Below are 18,949 nucleotides of genomic sequence, written 5' to 3' on the forward strand. Positions count from 1 at the left end.
CACATGATAAGCCCTGGCCCCAGGCAGGTTGCCGCCGGGCGTTGAGACAGATTGCCGCGCCCGGCCCGTCTACCCCGCGTCGCCGGCACGCCCATTCCGGCAGACGCTCGACGGATCGCGCGCCTGCCGGGCCGGCACGGGCATGCCGGGTTCCACGCTACACTTCCGGACCTGTGACCTGGCCACCTTCGCGCATGACGTCTCGCTCGCACGACACCCTGATTCTGAGTCTGCTCGCCCTCCTGATGGCGGCCACGCGGATCAATCACTTCGCGCCGGTCCCGGATGCGTCCTGGGCGGTGTTCTTCATCGGCGGCTTTCACCTGGCCGCGCGCACGCGGCTGGCGTTCCCGCTGTTGATGGGGCTTGCGGTGGCGGTGGACTGGCTGGTGATCACCCGCCAGGGCCTGAGCTTCTGGCAGCACTATTGTGTCTCGCCGGCCTACTGGTGCCTGATCCCGGCGTACTTCGCGCTGTGGGCCGGTGGCGTCTGGCTGCGCCGGCACTACCACGGCGCCCATTGGAACGCGCTCGCCCGGCTGGTGCCCGCCCTGCTGATCGGCGTGGCGCTGTGCCAGCTGATCGCCCAGGGCAGCTTCTACTGGATCAGTGCCAGCGTCAGTGAGCCCACGCTGGCCGGCTGGTTCAAGAACTACACCGACTGGCTGTGGCCCTACCTGCGCAGTGCGGCGCTGTATGTCGCCGCCGCCGCGTTGCTCCAGGTCGCGACCGAGCGCCTGGCAGCGCCGCAGCACCAGTCCCACGCCGGCTAGGTCATGGGCAACCGGCTTTCGCGCATCTATACCCGCACCGGCGACGATGGCAGCACCGGCCTGGGCGACGGCAGCCGTACCGGCAAGGACGCGCTGCGCGTCAACGCCTACGGGACGGTGGACGAGGCCAATTCGGCGCTCGGCGTGCTGTTGGCCGCGCCCGGCGTGCCCGCCCCGGTCGCCGACCTGCTGACCACCGTGCAGCACCAGCTGTTCGACCTGGGCGGCGAGCTGTGCATCCCGGGGCATGCGGCGATCGAGGCGGCCGATATCGCCGCCCTGGAGCGCCACCTGGACCATTACAACGACGGCTTGCTGCCGCTGCAGGACTTCATCCTGCCGGCTGGTGGCGAAGCGGCCGCGCGCTGCCACCTGGCCCGCACCATCGTGCGCCGGGCCGAGCGCGAGACCGTCGCGCTGTCGCGTCAGGAAGCGGTGCGCAGCGAGGCGATCGGCTATCTCAACCGGCTGTCGGACCTGTTGTTCGTCCTGGCGCGCGTGCTGGCGCGGGTCGATGGCCAGCAGGAAGTGCTCTGGCGGCACGACCGCCGGCGCGGTTGACCCTGTGCCCGGCACGGCGGAGAGGCTAGAGTCGTCCCATGTTGGTCTTTACCCATCCCGCCTGCCTCGGTCACGACGCCGGCCCCGAGCATCCTGAAAGCCCCGCCCGCCTGGAAGCGGTGGTCGACGCCCTGCGCGCCGCCTTTCCGGACCTGGACTGGCGCGAGGCGCCGCTGGCCAAGCTGGGCGACCTGTGCCGCGTGCATGAGCGCGAGCAGGTGGACGCGGTGCTGGAAACCGCCTTCGACGGCTATCGCCAACTGGACGTGGACACGCGGATGGTGCCCGCCTCGCGTGCGGCCGCCCTGCGCGCTGCAGGCGCCGGCATCGCGGCTGTGGACGCAGTGATGCAGGACCAGACCCGCACCGCCTTCTGCGCAGTGCGCCCGCCCGGCCACCACGCCACCGCGCAGGTGTCGATGGGCTTTTGCCTGTTCAACAACATCGCCGTGGCCGCCGCGCATGCGCGCGACCGGCATGGGCTGGAGCGCATCACCATCGTCGATTTCGACGTCCACCACGGCAACGGCACGCAGGCGATCTTCGAACGCGACCCGGCCGTGCAGTATCTGAGCACCCATCAGTCCGGGCTCTATCCGCACTCGGGCAGTGTCCACGAGCGCGGCGTCGGCAACGTCCACAACCTGCTGCTGCCACCGGGCAGCGACGGGCTGCGCTTCCGCAATGTCTGGGAGGACGAGATGCTGCCGCTGATCGATGCCTTCCGCCCGCAGCTGATCCTGATCTCGGCCGGTTTCGATGCGCACCTGCGCGATCCGCTGGCCGACCTGATGCTGGACGACGACGATTTTGCCTGGCTGACTGGCGCGCTGCGCACCCTGGCCGAGCGGCATGCGCGCGGCCGGGTGGTGTCCATGCTGGAAGGCGGATACGACCTGCAAGCGTTGCGCGAGAGCAGCGTGGCCCACGTCGCCGCCCTGCGCTGACCCCGTCGGCACGCCGGGCACGCGGCCGCCGGCGATGAACCTCGCCCGCGCGGCGCAGGCGCTCTTCATTGCCCCTATGCGGGGTATACGGCAAGCTAGTCGCCATTTTATTGGTTGAACCACGCGTGCGCCGAGCTCTCCGCCTGCTGCCCCTGCCCTTGAGCATTGCCATCTGCCTCCCGGCCATGGCTGCCGACAAGCCGTTGAACTGGGGATTGTGCCCGGCCGTGGACCCGCTACCCGGCTTCGACGGCGCGCCCGCCGCAGACCCCAAGGCAGCCGAGATGCGCCCGCAGTTGCCGACCGACATCGAAGGCGACCAGCTGTCCGGGACCAGTACCACTCCGCAATACCAGGGCAACGTGGCGCTCAAGCGCGGCGACCAGTTCCTGGGTGCAGACAACCTGCGCATGGACACCGAGACCGGCAACTACATTGCCGAAGGCAACGTGCGGTACCAGGACAGCTCGTTCCGGATGATTGCCGACCGTGCCGAGGGCAATCAGGACACCGACGCCCACAAGGTCACCAACATCCAGTACCAACTGGTGGACCGGCGCGGCAACGGCGGTGCGGAATCGGTGGACCTGCAGGGCCAGGTCGGCCAGATGCACCGCTCGACCTATACCACCTGCGATCCGTCGCAGCCGATCTGGCGCGTGCGTGCGCCCGAGATCGACGTCGACAATGAAGAAGGCTTCGGCACGGCACGCAATGCCGTGCTGCAGATCGGCAAGGTGCCGGTGCTGTATTTCCCATGGTTCAAGTTCCCGATCGACGACCGCCGTCAGACCGGCCTGCTGTTTCCGCAGTTCGGCCTGTCCGGCCGCAACGGCTTCGACTACCTGCAGCCGATCTATCTCAACCTGGCGCCGAACTACGATGCCACCCTGCTGCCGCGCTACATGAGCAAGCGCGGCTTCATGTTCGGCACCGAATTCCGTTACCTCTACGAGGGCGGTCGCGGTGAGATCACCGGCAATTACCTGCCCAACGACAAATTGCGCGACAAGGACCGTGGCAGCGTCTTCTATAGCGGCTACCACAACGTCAATAGCCACTGGCAGGCGCGCAGCAGCATCTCCTGGGTCAGCGATACGCGCTATGTGGAGGACTTCACCAGCCGCCTGAACGGCATGGGCTCGGCCTCCAGTCTGCAGAGCACCATCGGCATCTACGGCACCGGCGAAACCTGGACTGCTGGACTGATGGCCGATCGTTGGCAGTTGACTGACTACACCCTGGACGAGCAGGCGCTGCCCTACAACCGGCAGCCGCGCGCGTATTTCACCTGGGAAAAGCCCTTCGGCATTTTCGAAGCTGGCGTGTATGCCGAAGCGGTGCGCTTCACCCACGACGACTCTTACTTCGTCAGGCCACCCATCAATGGCAGCAACAGCGGAAATGACGACGACGACGATTACGTCCGCACCAATATCCGCAACAAGGACTACGGCAACGGCGCGCGCCTGGATGTCAAACCCTATATCTCCATGCCGCTATCCGGCGCGGCATGGTTTCTGACGCCCACCGTAGCGTGGCGCTACACCGCATATCAGCTGGATTCCACGCTGGCCAACACCGCGCCGTTGACCGGCGATCGCTCGCCTTCGCGCAGCCTGCCGATCGCGTCGGTGGACGCCGGTCTGTATTTCGATCGCGAGACCTCGCTTTTTGGCACCAACTATCTCAATACGTTGGAGCCGCGCATGTACTACCTGTATGTGCCGTATCGCGATCAGGACGACCTGCCGGTATTCGACACCCGTCCGTTCACATTCAGCTATGGACAGCTGTTCCGCGACACCCGTTACACCGGCGCCGACCGCCAGAACGATGCCAATCAGCTGACCCTGGCCGTAACGTCACGTTGGCTGCGACAGGACAATGGCCGCGAGAAGCTCTCGCTGAGCGCGGGCCAAATCCTGTACTTCAACGATTCACTGGTCACCATTAACAACAGTACCAATGCCGCCACCGGCGGTAGCGAGCAGCCGATCGAGCAGGGCAAATCTGCCTGGGTGGTCGATGGCAATTACTCGATCAACGACCGCTGGTCGATGGGCGCCACGTATCAGTGGAACCCCAACTCACGCAAGGAAGATCTGGCCAGCCTGCGTACTCGCTACCTGCTCAATAACGATGGCATCATCAATCTGGCCTACCGCTACCGTCGCAACCTGATTGACGACAGCGACCAGCTCAAGCAGGCCGACTTCTCGTTCCTGTACCCGATCAACCCCACCTGGAGTGCGGTTGGCCGTTATTACTACTCGCTGCTGGATCGCAAGCCGCTGGAAATCATCGGCGGCGTGCAGTGGGACAGCTGCTGCCTTGCGGTCCGCGCGCTGGTACGCCGATTCGTGCGTAACCGCGACGGAGAGATGGACAACTCCATCCAGTTCGAGTTCGTGCTCAAGGGCTTGAGCTCGTTTGGCCAGAACACGGACCGCACTTTGCGCCGTGCTATTCTCGGCTATTACCGCGACGACCTGTACCTGGTCCCGCCCAGCAACACCAACACCACGAGCAATCCGGACGATTACGATCCGAACCTGATTCCATGACCAAGCCTTTCTCTGTTCTTCTTGCCTCGCTGCTGGTGATCACCAGCACGGTCTCGCCGCTGGCCTCGGCGCAGCAATCCCAGCCGCTGGATCGTATCGCCGCCATCGTGGACGAGGACGTGGTGCTGCAGAGCGAGCTCGATCGCGCTGTGCGCAATGTCAAGTCGCAATATGCGGGCCGCGAAAACCAGCTGCCGCCGGACGATGTCCTGCAGCGTCAGGTGCTCGAGCGCCTGGTTCTGGTCAAGCTGCAGGTGGGCCGCGCCGACGGAAGCGGGATCCGCGTCAGCGACGAGGAACTCAACCGCGCCATCGCCAGCATCGCCCAGCAGAACGGCACCACCGTCGATGGCCTGCGCCAGAAGCTGGCGGCCGACGGCATGGCATACGGCGACTTCCGCTCGTCGGTGCGCGAGGAGATCATCGTGCAGCGCCTGCGTCAGAGCTTTGCGCAGAGCCGCATCAGCGTGAGCGAAGGCGAAGTGGATACCGCGCTGGCCCAGCAGGCCACGACCGGCAGCCAGTATCACCTGGCCCACATCCTGGTCGGCCTGCCCGAAGGCGCGACCGCCGACCAGATCGCCACCGGCCAGAAGAAGGTCGATGGCGTCAAGGCGTTGATCGACAAGGGCGAGCTGGATTTCTCGGCAGCGGCGGTGCGTTATTCGGATAGCCCGAATGCGCTGGAAGGCGGCGACCTGGGCTGGCGCAGCCTGGACGAGATTCCCAACGCGTTTGCCCAGCTGATTCGCGACATGCAGCCTGGCCAGGTGGCCGGCCCGCTGCGTGGCCCCAGCGGTTTCCAGTTGCTCAAGCTGGTGGAAATGCGCGACGCCAATGCCGGCGGCGAGAAGAAGATGGTCACCGAGTACAACGCGCGCCACATCCTGGTCCGCATCGGCGACAACCAGACCGACGCGCAGGCCAAGGCCAAGATCGACACGCTGCGCGCCCGCATCGCGGGCGGCGCTGACTTCCAGGCGACGGCCAAGGAGTCCTCCGAGGACACCAACAGCCGCAGCCAGGGCGGCGACCTGGGCTGGTTCCCGGCCGATGCGTTCGGCCCGGACTTCGGCAAGCAGGTCGAGAGCCTGGCCGATGGCGCCGTGTCCGAGCCGTTCCGTACCCAGGCCGGCTGGCATATCGTGCAGCGCGTCGGCAGCCGCCAGACCGATGTCAGTTCCGAAAACCAGCGTGCGCAGATCCGTGAAACGATCGGTCGCCGCAAGCTGGAAGAGGAATACAACCGCTACCTGCAGGAACTGCGTGGCGAAGCGTACGTGAGCTACCGCACCGGCGATCGTGCCGACGGCAATGCCACTGCCGAGCCGACCAAGCCGGCCGAACCGGCTGCCCCGACCCCGCCGCCGGCACAGCCGGCGCGCTGAGCCGATGGGGGTCCCCTCGCTCGCGCTGGTGCCGGGCGAGCCGGCCGGGATCGGGCCGGAACTGTGTGTGCGGCTCGCCCAACGGCCGCGCACGGATGCGCACCTGATCGCCTACTCCGATCCCGACACCCTGCACAGCGCCGCACAGGCGCTGTCGCTGTCTGTGCGCCTGCTCGATCCGGACCAGCCGGCGCGTCGCCCCGGCGACCTGCCGTTGTTTCCGGTTCGACAGGCGGTGCCGACCCGCTTCGGCCATGCCGATCCTGCCAATGCCGCCGCGGTGATTGCCGCCCTGCGCACGGCCGCCGGCGACTGTCTGGCCGGGCGCCTGCAAGGCATCGTGACCGGCCCGGTGCACAAGGCGGTCATCAACGCCGGCGGCATCGCCTATACCGGCACCACTGAATTGCTGGCCGAACAGGCCGGCTGCCCGGTAGTGATGATGCTGGCCAACAGCATCGTGCGCGTGGCGCTGGTGACCACGCACCTGCCGCTACGCGCGGTTGCCGATGCGATCAGTGCCGACGCGCTGGTGCAGTGCCTGCGCATCACCCATACCGCCTTGCAGCGCGACTTCGGCCTGCCGACGCCGCGTATTGCCGTGCTCGGCCTCAACCCGCATGCGGGCGAGGACGGCCACCTGGGCCGCGAGGAACTGGATGTGATCATTCCGGTTCTGCAGCAGCTGCGCGGCGAGGGCCTGCAGCTGATCGGGCCATTGCCGGCAGACACCGCCTTCCTGCCGCAGAAACTGAGCGGCTTCGACGCGGTGGTGGCGATGTACCACGACCAGGGCCTGCCGGTGCTGAAGTACAGCGGTTTCGAGCAGGCGGTGAACATCACCCTGGGCCTGCCCTACCCGCGCGTGGCGGTGGATCACGGCACCGCGCTGGAACTGGCCGGACGCGGCACCGCCGACCCGTCCAGCCTGATGGCGGCCACGGCGTTGTGCGCGCGGCTGGCGGCGCGCGGCTGAGCCACCATCCCGGCAGGGCATTGCGAAGCTGCGTGCGGGTCACTGGCCGTGGCGGCACACGCCGCGCACGTCGCACCACACGGCGTGCAGCCGCCAGCTCCGTTAAACTGCGCAGATGAATTCTTCCTTCAGCGCACCGGCCAAGAAGTCGCTTGGCCAGCACTTTCTTGCCGACCGGTATTACATCGACCGGATCGTGCAGGCGGTGGGTCCGCGCGCCGGCCAGCACCTGGTCGAAATCGGCCCCGGCCAGGGCGCCATCACCTTCCCGCTATTGCGCACCCATGGTGCGTTGACCGTGATCGAGTTCGATCGCGACCTGATCGCTCCATTGACCGACGCCGCAGCGCCGATCGGCGCGCTGAGCATCATTCATCGCGACGTGCTCAGCGTGGATTTCACCGCACTGGCCGACGGCACGCCGATCCGCCTGGTCGGCAACCTGCCCTACAACATTTCCTCGCCGATCCTGTTTCATGCGCTGGACCATGCCGCAGCCGTGGCCGATATGCATTTCATGCTGCAGAAGGAAGTGGTCGACCGCATGGCGGCCGGTCCCGGCAGCAAGGTCTATGGCCGGCTGAGCGTGATGCTGCAGGCGTACTGCGAGGTCACCGCGTTGTTCGTGGTGCCGCCGGGCGCGTTCCGGCCGCCGCCGAAGGTGGACTCGGCCGTGGTGCGGCTGGTGCCGCGCGACCCGGCCACGGTGCAGATCAAGGATCGCCGCCGCTTCGCCGATGTGGTGCGCGCCGGTTTCGGGCAGCGCCGCAAGACCCTGCGCAATGCCTTGTCCAATGTGTGCGAACCAGCGCATTTCGAGGCCGCCGGCGTGCGTCCGGATGCCCGCGCCGAGCAGCTCGAGGTCGCCGATTTCATCCGGCTGGCCAATGTCGAGCTGGCTTGAGCACCGCTCCCACAGTGGTTTATTTAGACTTTTCCCATGCACGATGATCCACGCTATCGGGTCGAGGTCGAGGTCTCGCCGCGCTTCCTCGCCCACCAATCGACCCCGGAAGAAGGCCGTTACGCCTTCGCCTACAGCATCCGTATCCAGAATGCGGGCGCGGTGCCGGCGCGCCTGGTGGCGCGCCACTGGAGGATCACCGATGCCAACGGTCGCACCGAACAGGTCGATGGCGAAGGCGTGGTCGGCGAACAACCCTGGCTGCGTCCCGGCGAAGCCTTTCAGTACACCTCCGGGGTGTTGCTGGAAACCGAACAGGGCCAGATGCAGGGCCACTACGACATGGTGGCCGACGATGGCACCGAATTCACCGCCCCGATCGCCGCCTTCGTGCTGAGCGTACCCAGGACGCTGCACTGATGACTGCTGGATTGATGGAGCGCGCGCGATGAGCGTCTGGGCAATTGGCGACCTGCAGGGGTGTTACGACATCACCCAGCGCCTGCTGGAAAAGGTGAACTTCGACCCGGCGCGGGACACGCTGTGGTTCTGCGGCGACCTGGTCAACCGTGGCGGGCAATCGCTGGAGACGTTGCGCCTGGTGCATTCGCTGCGCGCGCATAGCGTGGTGGTGCTGGGCAATCACGACCTCTCGCTGCTGGCGATCGGCGCACGCTCGGAAGAGGAGCAGCGCAAGGTCAATCCGGACCTGCAGCGCATCGTGCTGGCCGAGGACCGCGACGTGCTGCTGGACTGGCTGCGCATGCAGAAGCTGGCGCATGTGGATCGCGAGCTGGGCTGGATGATGATCCATGCCGGGCTGGCCCCGAAGTGGACCACCCAGATGGCCGAGAAACATGCCCGCGAAGTCGAGCAGCAGTTGCAGGGCGGCGGTTATCGCAAGCTGTTGCGCAACATGTACGGCGATCAGCCCGGCTGGTCGCCGGGGCTGAGCGGCTATGAGCGCAGCCGCGCGATCATCAACCTGTTCACGCGCATGCGCTATTGCACCCCGCGCGGGCGGATCGCCACCGACGACAAGGGCACGCCGGGCACCCAGGCACAGGGCCTGTATCCCTGGTTCGAAGTGCCCGGCCGGGTCGAACGCGATCTGAAGATCGTCTGCGGGCATTGGTCGGCGCTGGGCCTGACGATTACCCAGGGCGTGCACGCCATCGATACCGGCGCGGTGTGGGGCGGCAAGCTCACCGCCCTGCAGCTGGACACCGATGAACTCCGCGTCGTGCAGGTCCCCGGGCGCGAAGTCCCCACTCCGGCAGCACCGGCAGCGCATGCGCCGCGGCGCCCGCGCGAAGGCCAGGGCCGCCAGCGCGGGCGTGGCCGTGGACGGGGCCATGGCAATGGCGGTGGCGGTGGCGCGAACACGGGGGCCGACAACACAACGGCGCCCAACCGGCCGGCCACACCGGCGACAGAATGATTCGCCAGCGAGGCGTGCGGCACAACGCGCGTCTGGCTGACTCTCGCAAGGTCGCGCGATGCGCGCCGCATGCAGCAGCGTGCGGGCTGTGACTCAGGACGCACGCTACGCGTTCGTAGCATTCCGACGTTTCGATGCGCAGAAGGAACGTAAGGGTCGCCAGGCTTATGCTTAGATCTGGTTTTGGCCAGTTCTAGGCCCGCATCAATTGCTGATGTCCCGCTTGCCGGAACCTTGAGGCAATCGCGTCATTGCAGCTCTGCCGCTGACTGCGCCGACCGAGTAAATGGCCATGCCATTGCGGCACTCGCATGGCGGCTGTAGCCGATGACGCAGCCAGGCCCTTTAACCTGGGTGAGGCGCGAACGATCGTGCTGGGCACTACGTGCAGCGCCGCGATATGCGTCGCCATCACTCCGTGCGAATCGCAACACATCACACCTCATGGTTTGAATAAAACACTATTCGCTTTGCATCCCTGTTTCGAATTTCTCTCTGGCTGGCTGGATGGATGGATGGATGGATGGATGGATGGATGGTATCTCCAACGATCGGGCCTGCAACCGTCTGCGGTTATTCATCGAGTGATCCAACACACTGCTGCAGAGATGTTTTTCCATAAACAGTTATGACGCGCTTATTTCCTGGCGCACTTTCCTGATGCATCGAGAGGTATGAGGAAACGCACGCGAAACAGCGCGATTCCGCTGAGTCGCGCACTTTTTCATCACATCATTCTCAAACCTCCTAAGCCATCGGGCATTTACAGGCGCCAAGGCATTGCCATCGCTTGGGTCCGGCAGGCAGATTGAAATGGCTGGCTGCTTGCGCACGCACAGTGGCAACGCAGCACATTCTGCCTCCATCGCAACAGTGGGGCTGCCGGGACGGGATACCGCTTTGCCATGACCCGGTCCGCCGCACCATAGGAACCTTTGCATGCGCACACCGTTGAATGTTGTCGCTGTCTCCGGCAGCTCGGCCCGTCCGTCGCGCAGCCTTGCGCTGACCGAGGCGACCCTGGCCGCACTGGCCCAACGCATTGCGATCAAGCCCAGCATCGTGCACCTGGGCGATATCGCCCGGCCACTGGGTGCAGCGCTGTGGCGCAACGAACTGGACGAGCACACCGAACACGCACTGCGCCAGATCGAGACCGCGGAGCTGTTGCTGGTGGTCGCCCCGGTGTATCGCGGTTCCTATCCAGGGCTGCTGAAGCATCTGTTCGATCTCATCGACATCAGCGCCTTGATCGATACGCCCGTCCTGCTCGCCGCCACCGGCGGCAGTGAGCGGCATGCCCTGGTGATCGACCACCAGCTGCGCCCGTTGTTCGCCTTCTTCCAGGCACTGGCCCTGCCGGTCGGCATCTATGCCGCCGAAGCGGATTTTCAAGATTACCGGGTGAGCAATCCGGCGCTGCGTGAGCGCATCGCGCTGGCCGCAGAACGTGCCGCCGGCGTGCTTGGTGCGCGACCGGATGCGCTATTGCGTATTGCCTGATCCAGTCGCCGGCGGTGTGCACCGCCTGAGCGGCACGCGCGCTGAAACGCAGGAAGCGCTCAACCGATCCACGCCTGAGGACACCACGATGCAGATGTTCTGGTTCATCCCTACCCACGGCGACAGCCGCTATCTGGGCACCAGCGACGGCGCACGCCAGGTCAGTGCCGAGTACGTCACCCAGGTGGCGGTCGCTGCCGACACGCTGGGCTACGAAGGCGTGCTGATTCCCACCGGGCGCTCGTGCGAGGACCCGTGGGTGATCGCCTCCAGCCTGATCAATGCCACGCGTCGGTTGAAGTTCCTGGTCGCGCTGCGCCCGGGGTTGATGGCACCGGCGCTGGCCGCGCGCACGGCGGCCAGCTTCGACCGGCTCTCCGGTGGACGCTTGCTGGTGAATCTGGTCACCGGTGGCGACCGCGGCGAGCTGGAAGGCGATGGCGTGTTCCTGGACCACGCCGAACGTTACGAAGCCTCGGCCGAATTCATCCGCATCTGGCGCGAAATCATCGCCCACAGCCACACCGGCGAGAGCTACGACTTCGATGGTAAACACCTGCAGGTCAAGGCGGCCAAGCTGTTGTATCCCACGGTGCAGACGCCGTATCCGCCGGTCTGGTTCGGTGGCTCGTCCGATGCCGCGCACGATCTGGCGGCCGAGCAGGTGGATACCTACCTGACCTGGGGCGAGCCGCCGGAAGCGGTGGCCGAAAAGATCGCCTCGGTGCGCAGCAAGGCCGCTGCGCTCGGGCGCACGCTCACCTTCGGCATCCGCCTGCACGTGATCGTGCGCGAAACCGACGAGGCAGCATGGGCGGCGGCGGAATCGCTGATCAGTCATCTCGACGACGAAACCGTGGAGCGCGCGCAGAGTGCGTTTGCGCGCATGGATTCGGTGGGCCAGCGACGCATGGCTGCACTGCACGGCCGCGGTCAGCGCCGGACACGTGCCGATCTGGAAGTCAGCCCCAACCTGTGGGCCGGCGTCGGCCTGGTGCGCGGCGGTGCCGGCACCGCGCTGGTGGGCGACCCGCAGACCGTGGCCAGGCGGATCGAGGAATACGCCGCGCTCGGCATCGACACCTTCATCTTCTCGGGCTACCCGCATCTGGAAGAGGCCTACCGTTTCGCTGAGCTGGTGTTTCCGCTGCTGCCGCGCGCGATCAAACAGAAACTTCCTGGCCAGGCACTGAGCGGGCCCTTCGGCGAAGTCATCGCCAACACCATCGTGCCACGCGCTTCGGCGCGCTGACTGGAGCCCTCATGAAGCGTCGCAACCTGCTCAAACTCGGAACCCTCGCCGGCGTCGCGCTCGGCAGTTCGCCGCTGTTGTCGCGCGCCGCATTCGCGCAAGCCAAGCGCGCAGTTCCCAAGCAACTGCGCCTGGACTATGCCTATTACTCGCCCACTTCGCTGGTGCTCAAGCACTTCGGTTGGCTGGAACAAGCGCTCAAGGCGCAGGGCACCGCGGTGACCTGGGTGCTGTCGGCCGGCAGCAACCGCGCACTCGAATACCTGGCCGGCAACAGCATCGATTTCGCCAGCACCGCTGGCCTGGCCGCCTTGCTGGCGCGCGCCAACGGCAATCCGGTCAAGGCGGTCTACGTCTATTCCCGGCCGGAGTGGGTTGCACTGGCCGTCGGCAAGCGTTCGCCGATCCAGCGCGTGGCCGAGCTCAAGGGCAAGCGGATCGCGGCAACCAAGGGCACCGATGCCTATCTCTTCCTGCTGCGTGCGCTCCGCCAGGCGGGGCTGGACAAGAACGCGGTGAACATCGTCCATCTGCAGCATGCCGATGGCCGTACCGCGCTGGAGCGCGGCGATGTGGACGCCTGGTCAGGCCTGGATCCGCACCTGGCGGCCAGCCAGATCGAAGCCAGCTCACGCTTGATCTACCGTAACGTGGCCTTCAATTCGTACGGTTTCCTGAACACCAGCGAGGCGTTTGCCGCGGCCTACCCGGCGCAGATTCCGCTGGTGCTGCAGGCCTATGAAAAGGCGCGCCGCTGGGCCATCGAGCATCCCGACGCGCTGGTCGGCCTGATCGCCGAGGAAGCACGCGTCTCGCTGCCGGTGGCCAAGCTACAGCTGCAGCGCAACGACTTCAGTCGTCCGCTGATCGGCGCCGAGCAACATGCCGCCTTGCAGAGCGCTGCGCCGATCCTGCTCGAAGAAGGCCTGGTCCGGCCCGGCACCGATCTGAGCAGGGTGCTGGCCACGCTGATCGATGCCAGCTACGCCAAACGCGCACACGTGGCGCAGGGCTGAGCGCGGCCATGAACGAGACCTCCTTGCGCGTTTCCCGCACGCTGGCCGGCACGCCATCGCGGCCGCGACTCAGGCTGCCGGCCAGCGGCCTTGGCTGGCTCCTGCCGCTCAGCTTCTTCGCCGCTGTTGAATTGTCCGCTGCGTTCGGCTGGACGCCGCGCTATCTGCTGCCGCCGCCAAGCCAGATCCTGTCCACGCTTGCCGACGAGGCAGGCCGTGGCTTGGCCGGCCACATCGGCGCCAGCGTGTTGCGCGTGCTGGCGGGCTTTACGATCGGCGCCGGACTCGGCGTGCTGGTCGGCGTGGGGGTGGGCCTGAGCCGCTGGCTGGAACGCCTGCTCGACCCCAGCTTCCAGGCGTTGCGCGCGGTGCCCAGCCTGGCCTGGGTGCCGTTGCTGCTGCTGTGGATGGGGATCGACGAAGCACCCAAGATCACCCTGATCGCCATCGGCGCGTTTTTCCCGGTGTATCTGGGCGTGGTAACCGGGCTGCGCCAGGTCGACCGCACGCTGGTGGAACTTGGCGAAAGCTACGGCCTGTCGAAGCTGCGGCTGGTACGGAGGATCCTGCTTCCGGCCGCGCTGCCATCGATCTTCACCGGGCTGCGCACCAGCCTGAGCCTGGCCTGGATGTTTCTGGTCGCCGCCGAACTGATCGCCGCCACGCGGGGGCTGGGCTATCTGTTGAGCGATGGACGTGAAACCTCGCGCCCGGACATCGTGATCGGTGCCATCGTGTTGTTGGCACTGCTCGGCAAACTCAGCGACGGCGCGCTCAAGGCGATCGAGACGCGCACGCTGCACTGGCGCGACAACCTGCAGAACAGCCACGCCCACCTGCGCGCGGCACACGACGCATGAGTGCCGGCCTGCAGATCCGGATCGCGGCCAAGCGCTTCGGCCAGCGCAGCGTGCTGCAGGATATCGACCTGCGCGTGGCACCCGGCCAGATCCTGAGCCTGATCGGCGCCAGCGGCTGTGGCAAAAGTACCTTGCTGCGCATCGTGTCCGGCCTGGAACGCGATTACACCGGGGAGGTGGTGCTGGACGGCGTGCGCGCGCAGGGCGCCGACCGCCGCATCGGCTTCATCTTCCAGGAACCACGTCTGTTGCCCTGGCTGGATGTGGCCGCCAATGTCGCCTTCGCCGACGACACCGGGCTGTCGCCAGCCGCTGCACGGCAATCGCCACGTGTGCAGCAATTACTGGCCGAGGTCGGCCTGCTCGACCACGCCACCGCCTTACCCAAGCAGTTGTCCGGCGGCCAGGCGCAGCGGGTGGCACTGGCGCGCGGGCTGTATCGGCAGCCGCAGGTACTGTTGCTGGACGAGCCCTTCAGCGCGGTGGATGCCTTCACCCGCATCAAGCTGCAGGACCTGCTGCTGCGGCTGGCCCACGAGCACGGCTTCACCGTGTTGCTGGTGACCCACGATATCGAGGAGGCCGCCTATCTGAGCGACCGCGCCATCGTCATCGGCGGTCACCCCGGGTCGATCGTGCAGACGCAGGTGCTGGACACACCGCGTCCGCGCCACCGCCAGGACCATGCGCCAGCGCTACATCAGGCGCGACAGGCATTGCTGGCCGCACTGCACGACATCCACGTGCTGTAGCCGCTGGCCCGTCCTCAGATGCATCCGTCGCTGCTGGGCAGTGACCGCATGCGCTGCCGAATCGATTGCCAGCCCCGCCACGGCTCACCCTTTACGTCTTGAACGAGATCCCCGCATGACCGACCGCCGACCGCAACCGCCCCTGCTCGATCCGCTGCACACCGCGCGGCGCCTGGCGAGCGAGTTTGCCGCCACGGCAGTCGAACGTGATGCACGTGGCGGCACGCCCAAGGCCGAGCGCGATGCGCTACGCGCCAGCGGGCTGCTCGGCCTGAGCATCCCGGTGCAGTATGGCGGGCTGGGCGCCAGCTGGAGCGAGGTGCTGACGGTCGTGCGCGAGTTCGCCCGGGTCGATAGTTCGATCGCGCATGTGTTCGGCTTCCACCACCTGATGCTGGCCACCGTGCGCCTGTTCGGCCAGCAGGCGCAGTGGCAGCCCTGGCTGGAGCAGACCGCGCGCAAACACTGGTTCTGGGGCAACGCGCTCAACCCGCTGGATACGCGCACAGTGGCTGTGCAATGCGATGGCTGGCGCGAGTTTTCCGGCAGGAAGAGCTTCTGTTCCGGCGCCATCGATTCGCAGATGCTGATCGCCTCGGCGCTGGACGAACGCAGCGGCAAGCTGTTGATCGGTGCGATTCCCACCGCGCGCAGCGGCATTACGCTGGGTCACGACTGGGACAACATCGGCCAGCGCCAGACCGACAGCGGCAGCACCACCTTCGAGCGCGTGCGCGTGGAAGAGAGCGAACTGCTGCTGGATCCCGGGCCCTTGAGTACGCCGTTTGCGTGTCTGCGTCCGTTGCTGGCGCAGCTGATGTTTGCGCATGTCTTCCTCGGCATCACCGAAGGCGCGTTCGAGGAGGCACGCCGCTATACCTTGACCGAAACGCGGCCGTGGCATCGCTCCGGGGTCGAGCAGGCCAGCGACGATCCGTACATCCTCGCCCATTACGGCGACTTCTGGCTGGGCCTGGAAAGCGCCCGCCTGCTGGCCGGGCGGGCTGCCGAATTGCTCGACGCCGCCTGGCGCAAGGAGCATGCGCTGGGCCGCGACGAACGCGCAAAGGTCGCCGTGGCGGTGGCCGCCGCAAAGGTCGCCAGCACGCGTGTCGGGCTGGAGGTGTGCAGCAAACTGTTCGACGTCACCGGCGCGCGTGCCACGCATGCGGCACTGCGGCTGGACCGCTACTGGCGCAACCTGCGCACCCAGACCTTGCACGACCCGGTCGACTACAAGGTGCGCGAGCTCGGTGAGTGGGCACTGCGGCAACAGCCGCCCACACCGAGCTTCTATTCCTGAGCCGCCGATGCTGCGCTGATGGCGTGATCTGCTGCACGCAATCGCGCGTATCGCGCAACGCACGTTCGCCCCCGTCATCCACCACGCCTTGCTGATGCACCGCGACGGCGTGGTCCGCGCCGAGGACATCCAGCTGCCGCCACAGCGCCTGCCCTCCCGTCTCGGTGACGAGCCGCCCACGGATGGCCAGGCGCTGCTTGCACGGGCCTTTGCCAGACTGTTCGAAACAGGCGAGGCTGCATTGCACGCAACGGTCGAAGAGCAGCTGTTCCGTGCGGCCTATCGGCACTGCGACCAGAATCAGGTCAGGACAGCTGCACTGTTGGGAGTCAGCCGCAACGTCGTGCGTGCACGGCTGATCGCGCTGGGCGAACTGGTCGTGAACACGCGCTCCGGCTGAGGTGCGCCTGCCCGGCGCAGGATGACGGTGCCGAGCCACCAGCACGGCTGAGCGCGCATGCTGCAACAGCAAGGTCGCAGCGCAACGGCCAAGGCTCAGCGGCGCCGGTAGTCCACGTACTCGAACGCAAACGCATGGCGCTCGTCGGCCGCATGCGCCTGGCGCTGGACCGGTTCCCACACGGCGGGATCGATCGGCGGGAAATGCGTGTCGGCGCCGGCGACCACGGTATCCACTTCGGTCACTGCCAGCAGATCGGCATGTTCCAAGGTCAGCCGATACACCTCCCCGCCACCGATCACGCACAGCGCCTGCGCGCCCTCATGCGCGGCACGTTCGATGGCCTGCTCCACCGATGCCACCGCCTGCATGCCCTCGAACGGCACGTGCCCCGAGCGCGTCAGCACCAGGTTCAACCGCCCTGGTAGCGCACGCCCCAACGACTGCGCCGTCTTGCGCCCCATCAGGATCGGCTTGCCCAACGTCAGCGCCTTGAAGCGCTTGAGGTCATCGGGCAATTTCCACGGCAGGTCGTTGTCGCGGCCAATGGCGTTGTTGCGGTCGAGGGCGACGATCAGGTGGAGCCGGGGCCGGCTGTCCCCCCGACTCATACCGCCACCGGCGCCTTGATCGCCGGATGCGGGTCGTAGCCTTCGATGGCGATGTCTTCGAAGCGGAACGCGAACAGGTCGGTCACCTCCGGATTCAGGCGCAAGCTGGGCAGCGCGCGCGGTGTGCGCGCCAGCTGCTCGCGCGCCTGTTCGAAGTGATTCGAATACAGATGCGCATCGCCCAGCGTATGCACGAAATCGCCCACACCCAGGCCGGTGGCCTGCGCCACCATGTGGGTCAGCAACGCATAGCTGGCGATATTGAACGGCACGCCCAGAAAAATGTCGCCACTGCGCTGGTACAGCTGGCAACTGAGCTTGCCGTTCACCACGTAGAACTGGAACAGGCTGTGGCACGGCATCAGCGCCATCTGCGGCAATTCGCCCACATTCCAGGCGCTAATCACCAGCCGACGCGAATCCGGGTTGCGCTTGATCTCGTCCACCAGCCATTGCATCTGATCGATCTCGACGCCGTCCGGGCCGGTCCAGCGTCGCCATTGCTTGCCGTACACCGGACCCAGGTCGCCATTGGCGTCGGCCCATTCGTCCCAGATGCGCACTTGGTTGTCTTTCAGATACCCGATGTTGGTATCGCCCTGCAGGAACCACAGCAGCTCGTGAATGATCGAGCGCAGATGCAGCTTCTTGGTGGTGACCAGCGGAAAGCCGTCGTTGAGGTCGAAGCGCATCTGCCAGCCGAACACGCTGCGCGTGCCGGTGCCGGTGCGGTCGGACTTCTCGGCGCCGTGTTCCAGCACATGCCGCAGCAGATCCAGATACGGCCTCACTTGACCGCCTCCGCCGCGGCCGGTGCTGCAACCAGCGGCTGCAGCACCGGCGCGCGGCGCGACATCACCAGCAGCACCAGGCCCACGGCAATCAACGGCAGGCTCAGGATCTGCCCCATCGTCAGCCAGTTGAAGGCCAGGTAGCCGATCGGCGCGTCCGGCACGCGTACGAATTCAACGATGAAGCGGAACACGCCATACAGCAGCGCGAACAGGCCCGACACCGCATAGCGTGCGCGCGGCCTCATCGAAAACGCCCACAGCACCACGAACATCACCACGCCTTCCAGCGCCGCTTCGTAAAGCTGCGAGGGATGACGTGCAAACTGATTCAATGCGCCGGCGGCGTACTGCGCCTGGATCTGCGCCGGCAACTGATTGGCAAGCTCCGGCGCATGCGGAAAGATCACGCCCCAGCCGGCCTGCGTGAACTTGCCCCACAACTCGCCGCCGACGAAATTGCCCAGCCTCCCGAACCCAAGGCCCAGCGGCACCAGCGGCGCCACGAAATCCATGACATCGAAGAAATGCAGCCGGTGCTTGCGTGCCCACAGCCAGCACGCGATCAGCACGCCGAGCAGGCCGCCGTGGAAGCTCATGCCGCCTTCCCACACCTTGAACAGGATCAGCGGGTTGGCCAGAAAGGTCTCGAAGGCATAGAACAGCATGTAGCCGATGCGCCCGCCCAGCACCACGCCGAGCATGCCGTAGAACAGCAGGTCGGAGAAACCGTCCATGTCCACCCCGGGCAGGCGGCCGCGCAGGATGCGCGAGCGACCCAGCGCCCAGGCCGAGAAGAACGCCGCCAGATACATCAAGCCGTACCAGTGCACCTGCACCGGGCCGAGCGAGAAGGCGATGGGGTCGATGGCGTGCAGATAGATCATGCGGACCGCGGATCACA

General features: G+C 66.3%; 19 protein-coding genes. 16 read left to right on the top strand and 3 right to left on the bottom strand.

The window, feature by feature from the left end; genetic code table 11:
• Positions 1-194: 194 nt before the first annotated feature.
• The 16 genes from XnspCFBP7698_RS12070 (at position 195) to XnspCFBP7698_RS12145 (ending at position 16,643) form a co-directional block, all read left to right on the top strand.
• A complete protein-coding gene (locus XnspCFBP7698_RS12070) occupies positions 195-773 on the top strand; it encodes a hypothetical protein (RefSeq protein WP_104580909.1) in 579 nt (192 codons plus the stop codon).
• 3 nt (positions 774-776) lie between these two features.
• Positions 777-1,334 carry a cob(I)yrinic acid a,c-diamide adenosyltransferase gene (locus tag XnspCFBP7698_RS12075; RefSeq protein WP_123137429.1) on the top strand — a complete coding sequence of 186 codons (558 nt, stop codon included), beginning with the start codon at positions 777-779 and terminating at the stop codon, positions 1,332-1,334.
• A gap of 38 nt (positions 1,335-1,372) precedes the next feature.
• Complete coding sequence (locus tag XnspCFBP7698_RS12080; RefSeq protein ID WP_039413038.1) at positions 1,373-2,281, top strand: histone deacetylase family protein; 909 nt, start codon at positions 1,373-1,375, stop codon at positions 2,279-2,281.
• Positions 2,282-2,406: 125 nt separating this feature from the next.
• Positions 2,407-4,848, top strand: coding sequence for an LPS-assembly protein LptD (lptD, locus tag XnspCFBP7698_RS12085; protein ID WP_104580911.1), 2,442 nt, complete (start codon positions 2,407-2,409; stop codon positions 4,846-4,848).
• A complete protein-coding gene (locus tag XnspCFBP7698_RS12090) occupies positions 4,845-6,236 on the top strand; it encodes a peptidylprolyl isomerase (protein ID WP_104580912.1) in 1,392 nt (463 codons plus the stop codon). Before lptD ends, XnspCFBP7698_RS12090 begins: the two co-directional genes overlap by 4 nt.
• A gap of 4 nt (positions 6,237-6,240) precedes the next feature.
• Positions 6,241-7,212 carry a 4-hydroxythreonine-4-phosphate dehydrogenase PdxA gene (gene pdxA / locus XnspCFBP7698_RS12095; RefSeq protein WP_104580913.1) on the top strand — a complete coding sequence of 324 codons (972 nt, stop codon included), beginning with the start codon at positions 6,241-6,243 and terminating at the stop codon, positions 7,210-7,212.
• 115 nt (positions 7,213-7,327) lie between these two features.
• Entirely contained in the window at positions 7,328-8,116 is a 789-nt protein-coding gene (gene rsmA / locus XnspCFBP7698_RS12100; protein WP_039413030.1) for a 16S rRNA (adenine(1518)-N(6)/adenine(1519)-N(6))-dimethyltransferase RsmA, read from the top strand.
• Positions 8,117-8,152: 36 nt separating this feature from the next.
• A complete protein-coding gene (gene apaG / locus XnspCFBP7698_RS12105) occupies positions 8,153-8,536 on the top strand; it encodes a Co2+/Mg2+ efflux protein ApaG (protein WP_104580914.1) in 384 nt (127 codons plus the stop codon).
• Positions 8,537-8,564: 28 nt separating this feature from the next.
• The gene (locus tag XnspCFBP7698_RS12110; protein ID WP_104580915.1) at positions 8,565-9,557 is read left to right on the top strand and encodes a symmetrical bis(5'-nucleosyl)-tetraphosphatase; all 993 of its coding nucleotides are present in this window, start codon (positions 8,565-8,567) and stop codon (positions 9,555-9,557) included.
• Positions 9,558-10,496: 939 nt separating this feature from the next.
• On the top strand, positions 10,497-11,060 hold the full coding sequence (msuE, locus tag XnspCFBP7698_RS12115; protein WP_104580916.1) for an FMN reductase: 564 nt from the start codon (positions 10,497-10,499) through the stop codon (positions 11,058-11,060).
• Between the two features lie 88 nt (positions 11,061-11,148).
• Complete coding sequence (gene ssuD / locus XnspCFBP7698_RS12120) at positions 11,149-12,312, top strand: FMNH2-dependent alkanesulfonate monooxygenase (protein WP_047695451.1); 1,164 nt, start codon at positions 11,149-11,151, stop codon at positions 12,310-12,312.
• An 11-nt stretch (positions 12,313-12,323) separates the two neighbouring features.
• Positions 12,324-13,328, top strand: coding sequence for an aliphatic sulfonate ABC transporter substrate-binding protein (locus tag XnspCFBP7698_RS12125; protein WP_104580917.1), 1,005 nt, complete (start codon positions 12,324-12,326; stop codon positions 13,326-13,328).
• 8 nt (positions 13,329-13,336) lie between these two features.
• Positions 13,337-14,188, top strand: coding sequence for an ABC transporter permease (locus XnspCFBP7698_RS12130; protein WP_104580918.1), 852 nt, complete (start codon positions 13,337-13,339; stop codon positions 14,186-14,188).
• The gene (locus XnspCFBP7698_RS12135) at positions 14,185-14,940 is read left to right on the top strand and encodes an ABC transporter ATP-binding protein (RefSeq protein WP_104580919.1); all 756 of its coding nucleotides are present in this window, start codon (positions 14,185-14,187) and stop codon (positions 14,938-14,940) included. Before XnspCFBP7698_RS12130 ends, XnspCFBP7698_RS12135 begins: the two co-directional genes overlap by 4 nt.
• A 115-nt stretch (positions 14,941-15,055) precedes the next feature.
• Positions 15,056-16,243 carry an acyl-CoA dehydrogenase family protein gene (locus tag XnspCFBP7698_RS12140; RefSeq protein ID WP_104580920.1) on the top strand — a complete coding sequence of 396 codons (1,188 nt, stop codon included), beginning with the start codon at positions 15,056-15,058 and terminating at the stop codon, positions 16,241-16,243.
• Between the two features lie 94 nt (positions 16,244-16,337).
• The gene (locus XnspCFBP7698_RS12145) at positions 16,338-16,643 is read left to right on the top strand and encodes a hypothetical protein (protein WP_123137430.1); all 306 of its coding nucleotides are present in this window, start codon (positions 16,338-16,340) and stop codon (positions 16,641-16,643) included.
• Between the two features lie 95 nt (positions 16,644-16,738).
• Here XnspCFBP7698_RS12145 and XnspCFBP7698_RS12150 read toward each other — a convergent pair whose 3' ends face one another.
• From XnspCFBP7698_RS12150 to lgt, 3 genes are read right to left on the bottom strand one after another with little or no spacing between them, the layout of a single operon-like run.
• On the bottom strand, positions 16,739-17,254 hold the full coding sequence (locus XnspCFBP7698_RS12150; protein ID WP_104580921.1) for a dihydrofolate reductase: 516 nt from the start codon (positions 17,252-17,254) through the stop codon (positions 16,739-16,741).
• Positions 17,251-18,045 carry a thymidylate synthase gene (locus tag XnspCFBP7698_RS12155; protein WP_104580922.1) on the bottom strand — a complete coding sequence of 265 codons (795 nt, stop codon included), beginning with the start codon at positions 18,043-18,045 and terminating at the stop codon, positions 17,251-17,253. The genes XnspCFBP7698_RS12150 and XnspCFBP7698_RS12155 overlap by 4 nt, the downstream gene beginning before the upstream one ends.
• Positions 18,042-18,932, bottom strand: coding sequence for a prolipoprotein diacylglyceryl transferase (gene lgt / locus XnspCFBP7698_RS12160; protein WP_104580923.1), 891 nt, complete (start codon positions 18,930-18,932; stop codon positions 18,042-18,044). The genes XnspCFBP7698_RS12155 and lgt overlap by 4 nt, the downstream gene beginning before the upstream one ends.
• Positions 18,933-18,949: the final 17 nt, after the last annotated feature.

The sequence above is a fragment of the Xanthomonas sp. CFBP 7698 genome (assembly GCF_003600855.1).
GTDB classification, from domain to species: domain Bacteria; phylum Pseudomonadota; class Gammaproteobacteria; order Xanthomonadales; family Xanthomonadaceae; genus Xanthomonas; species Xanthomonas cannabis.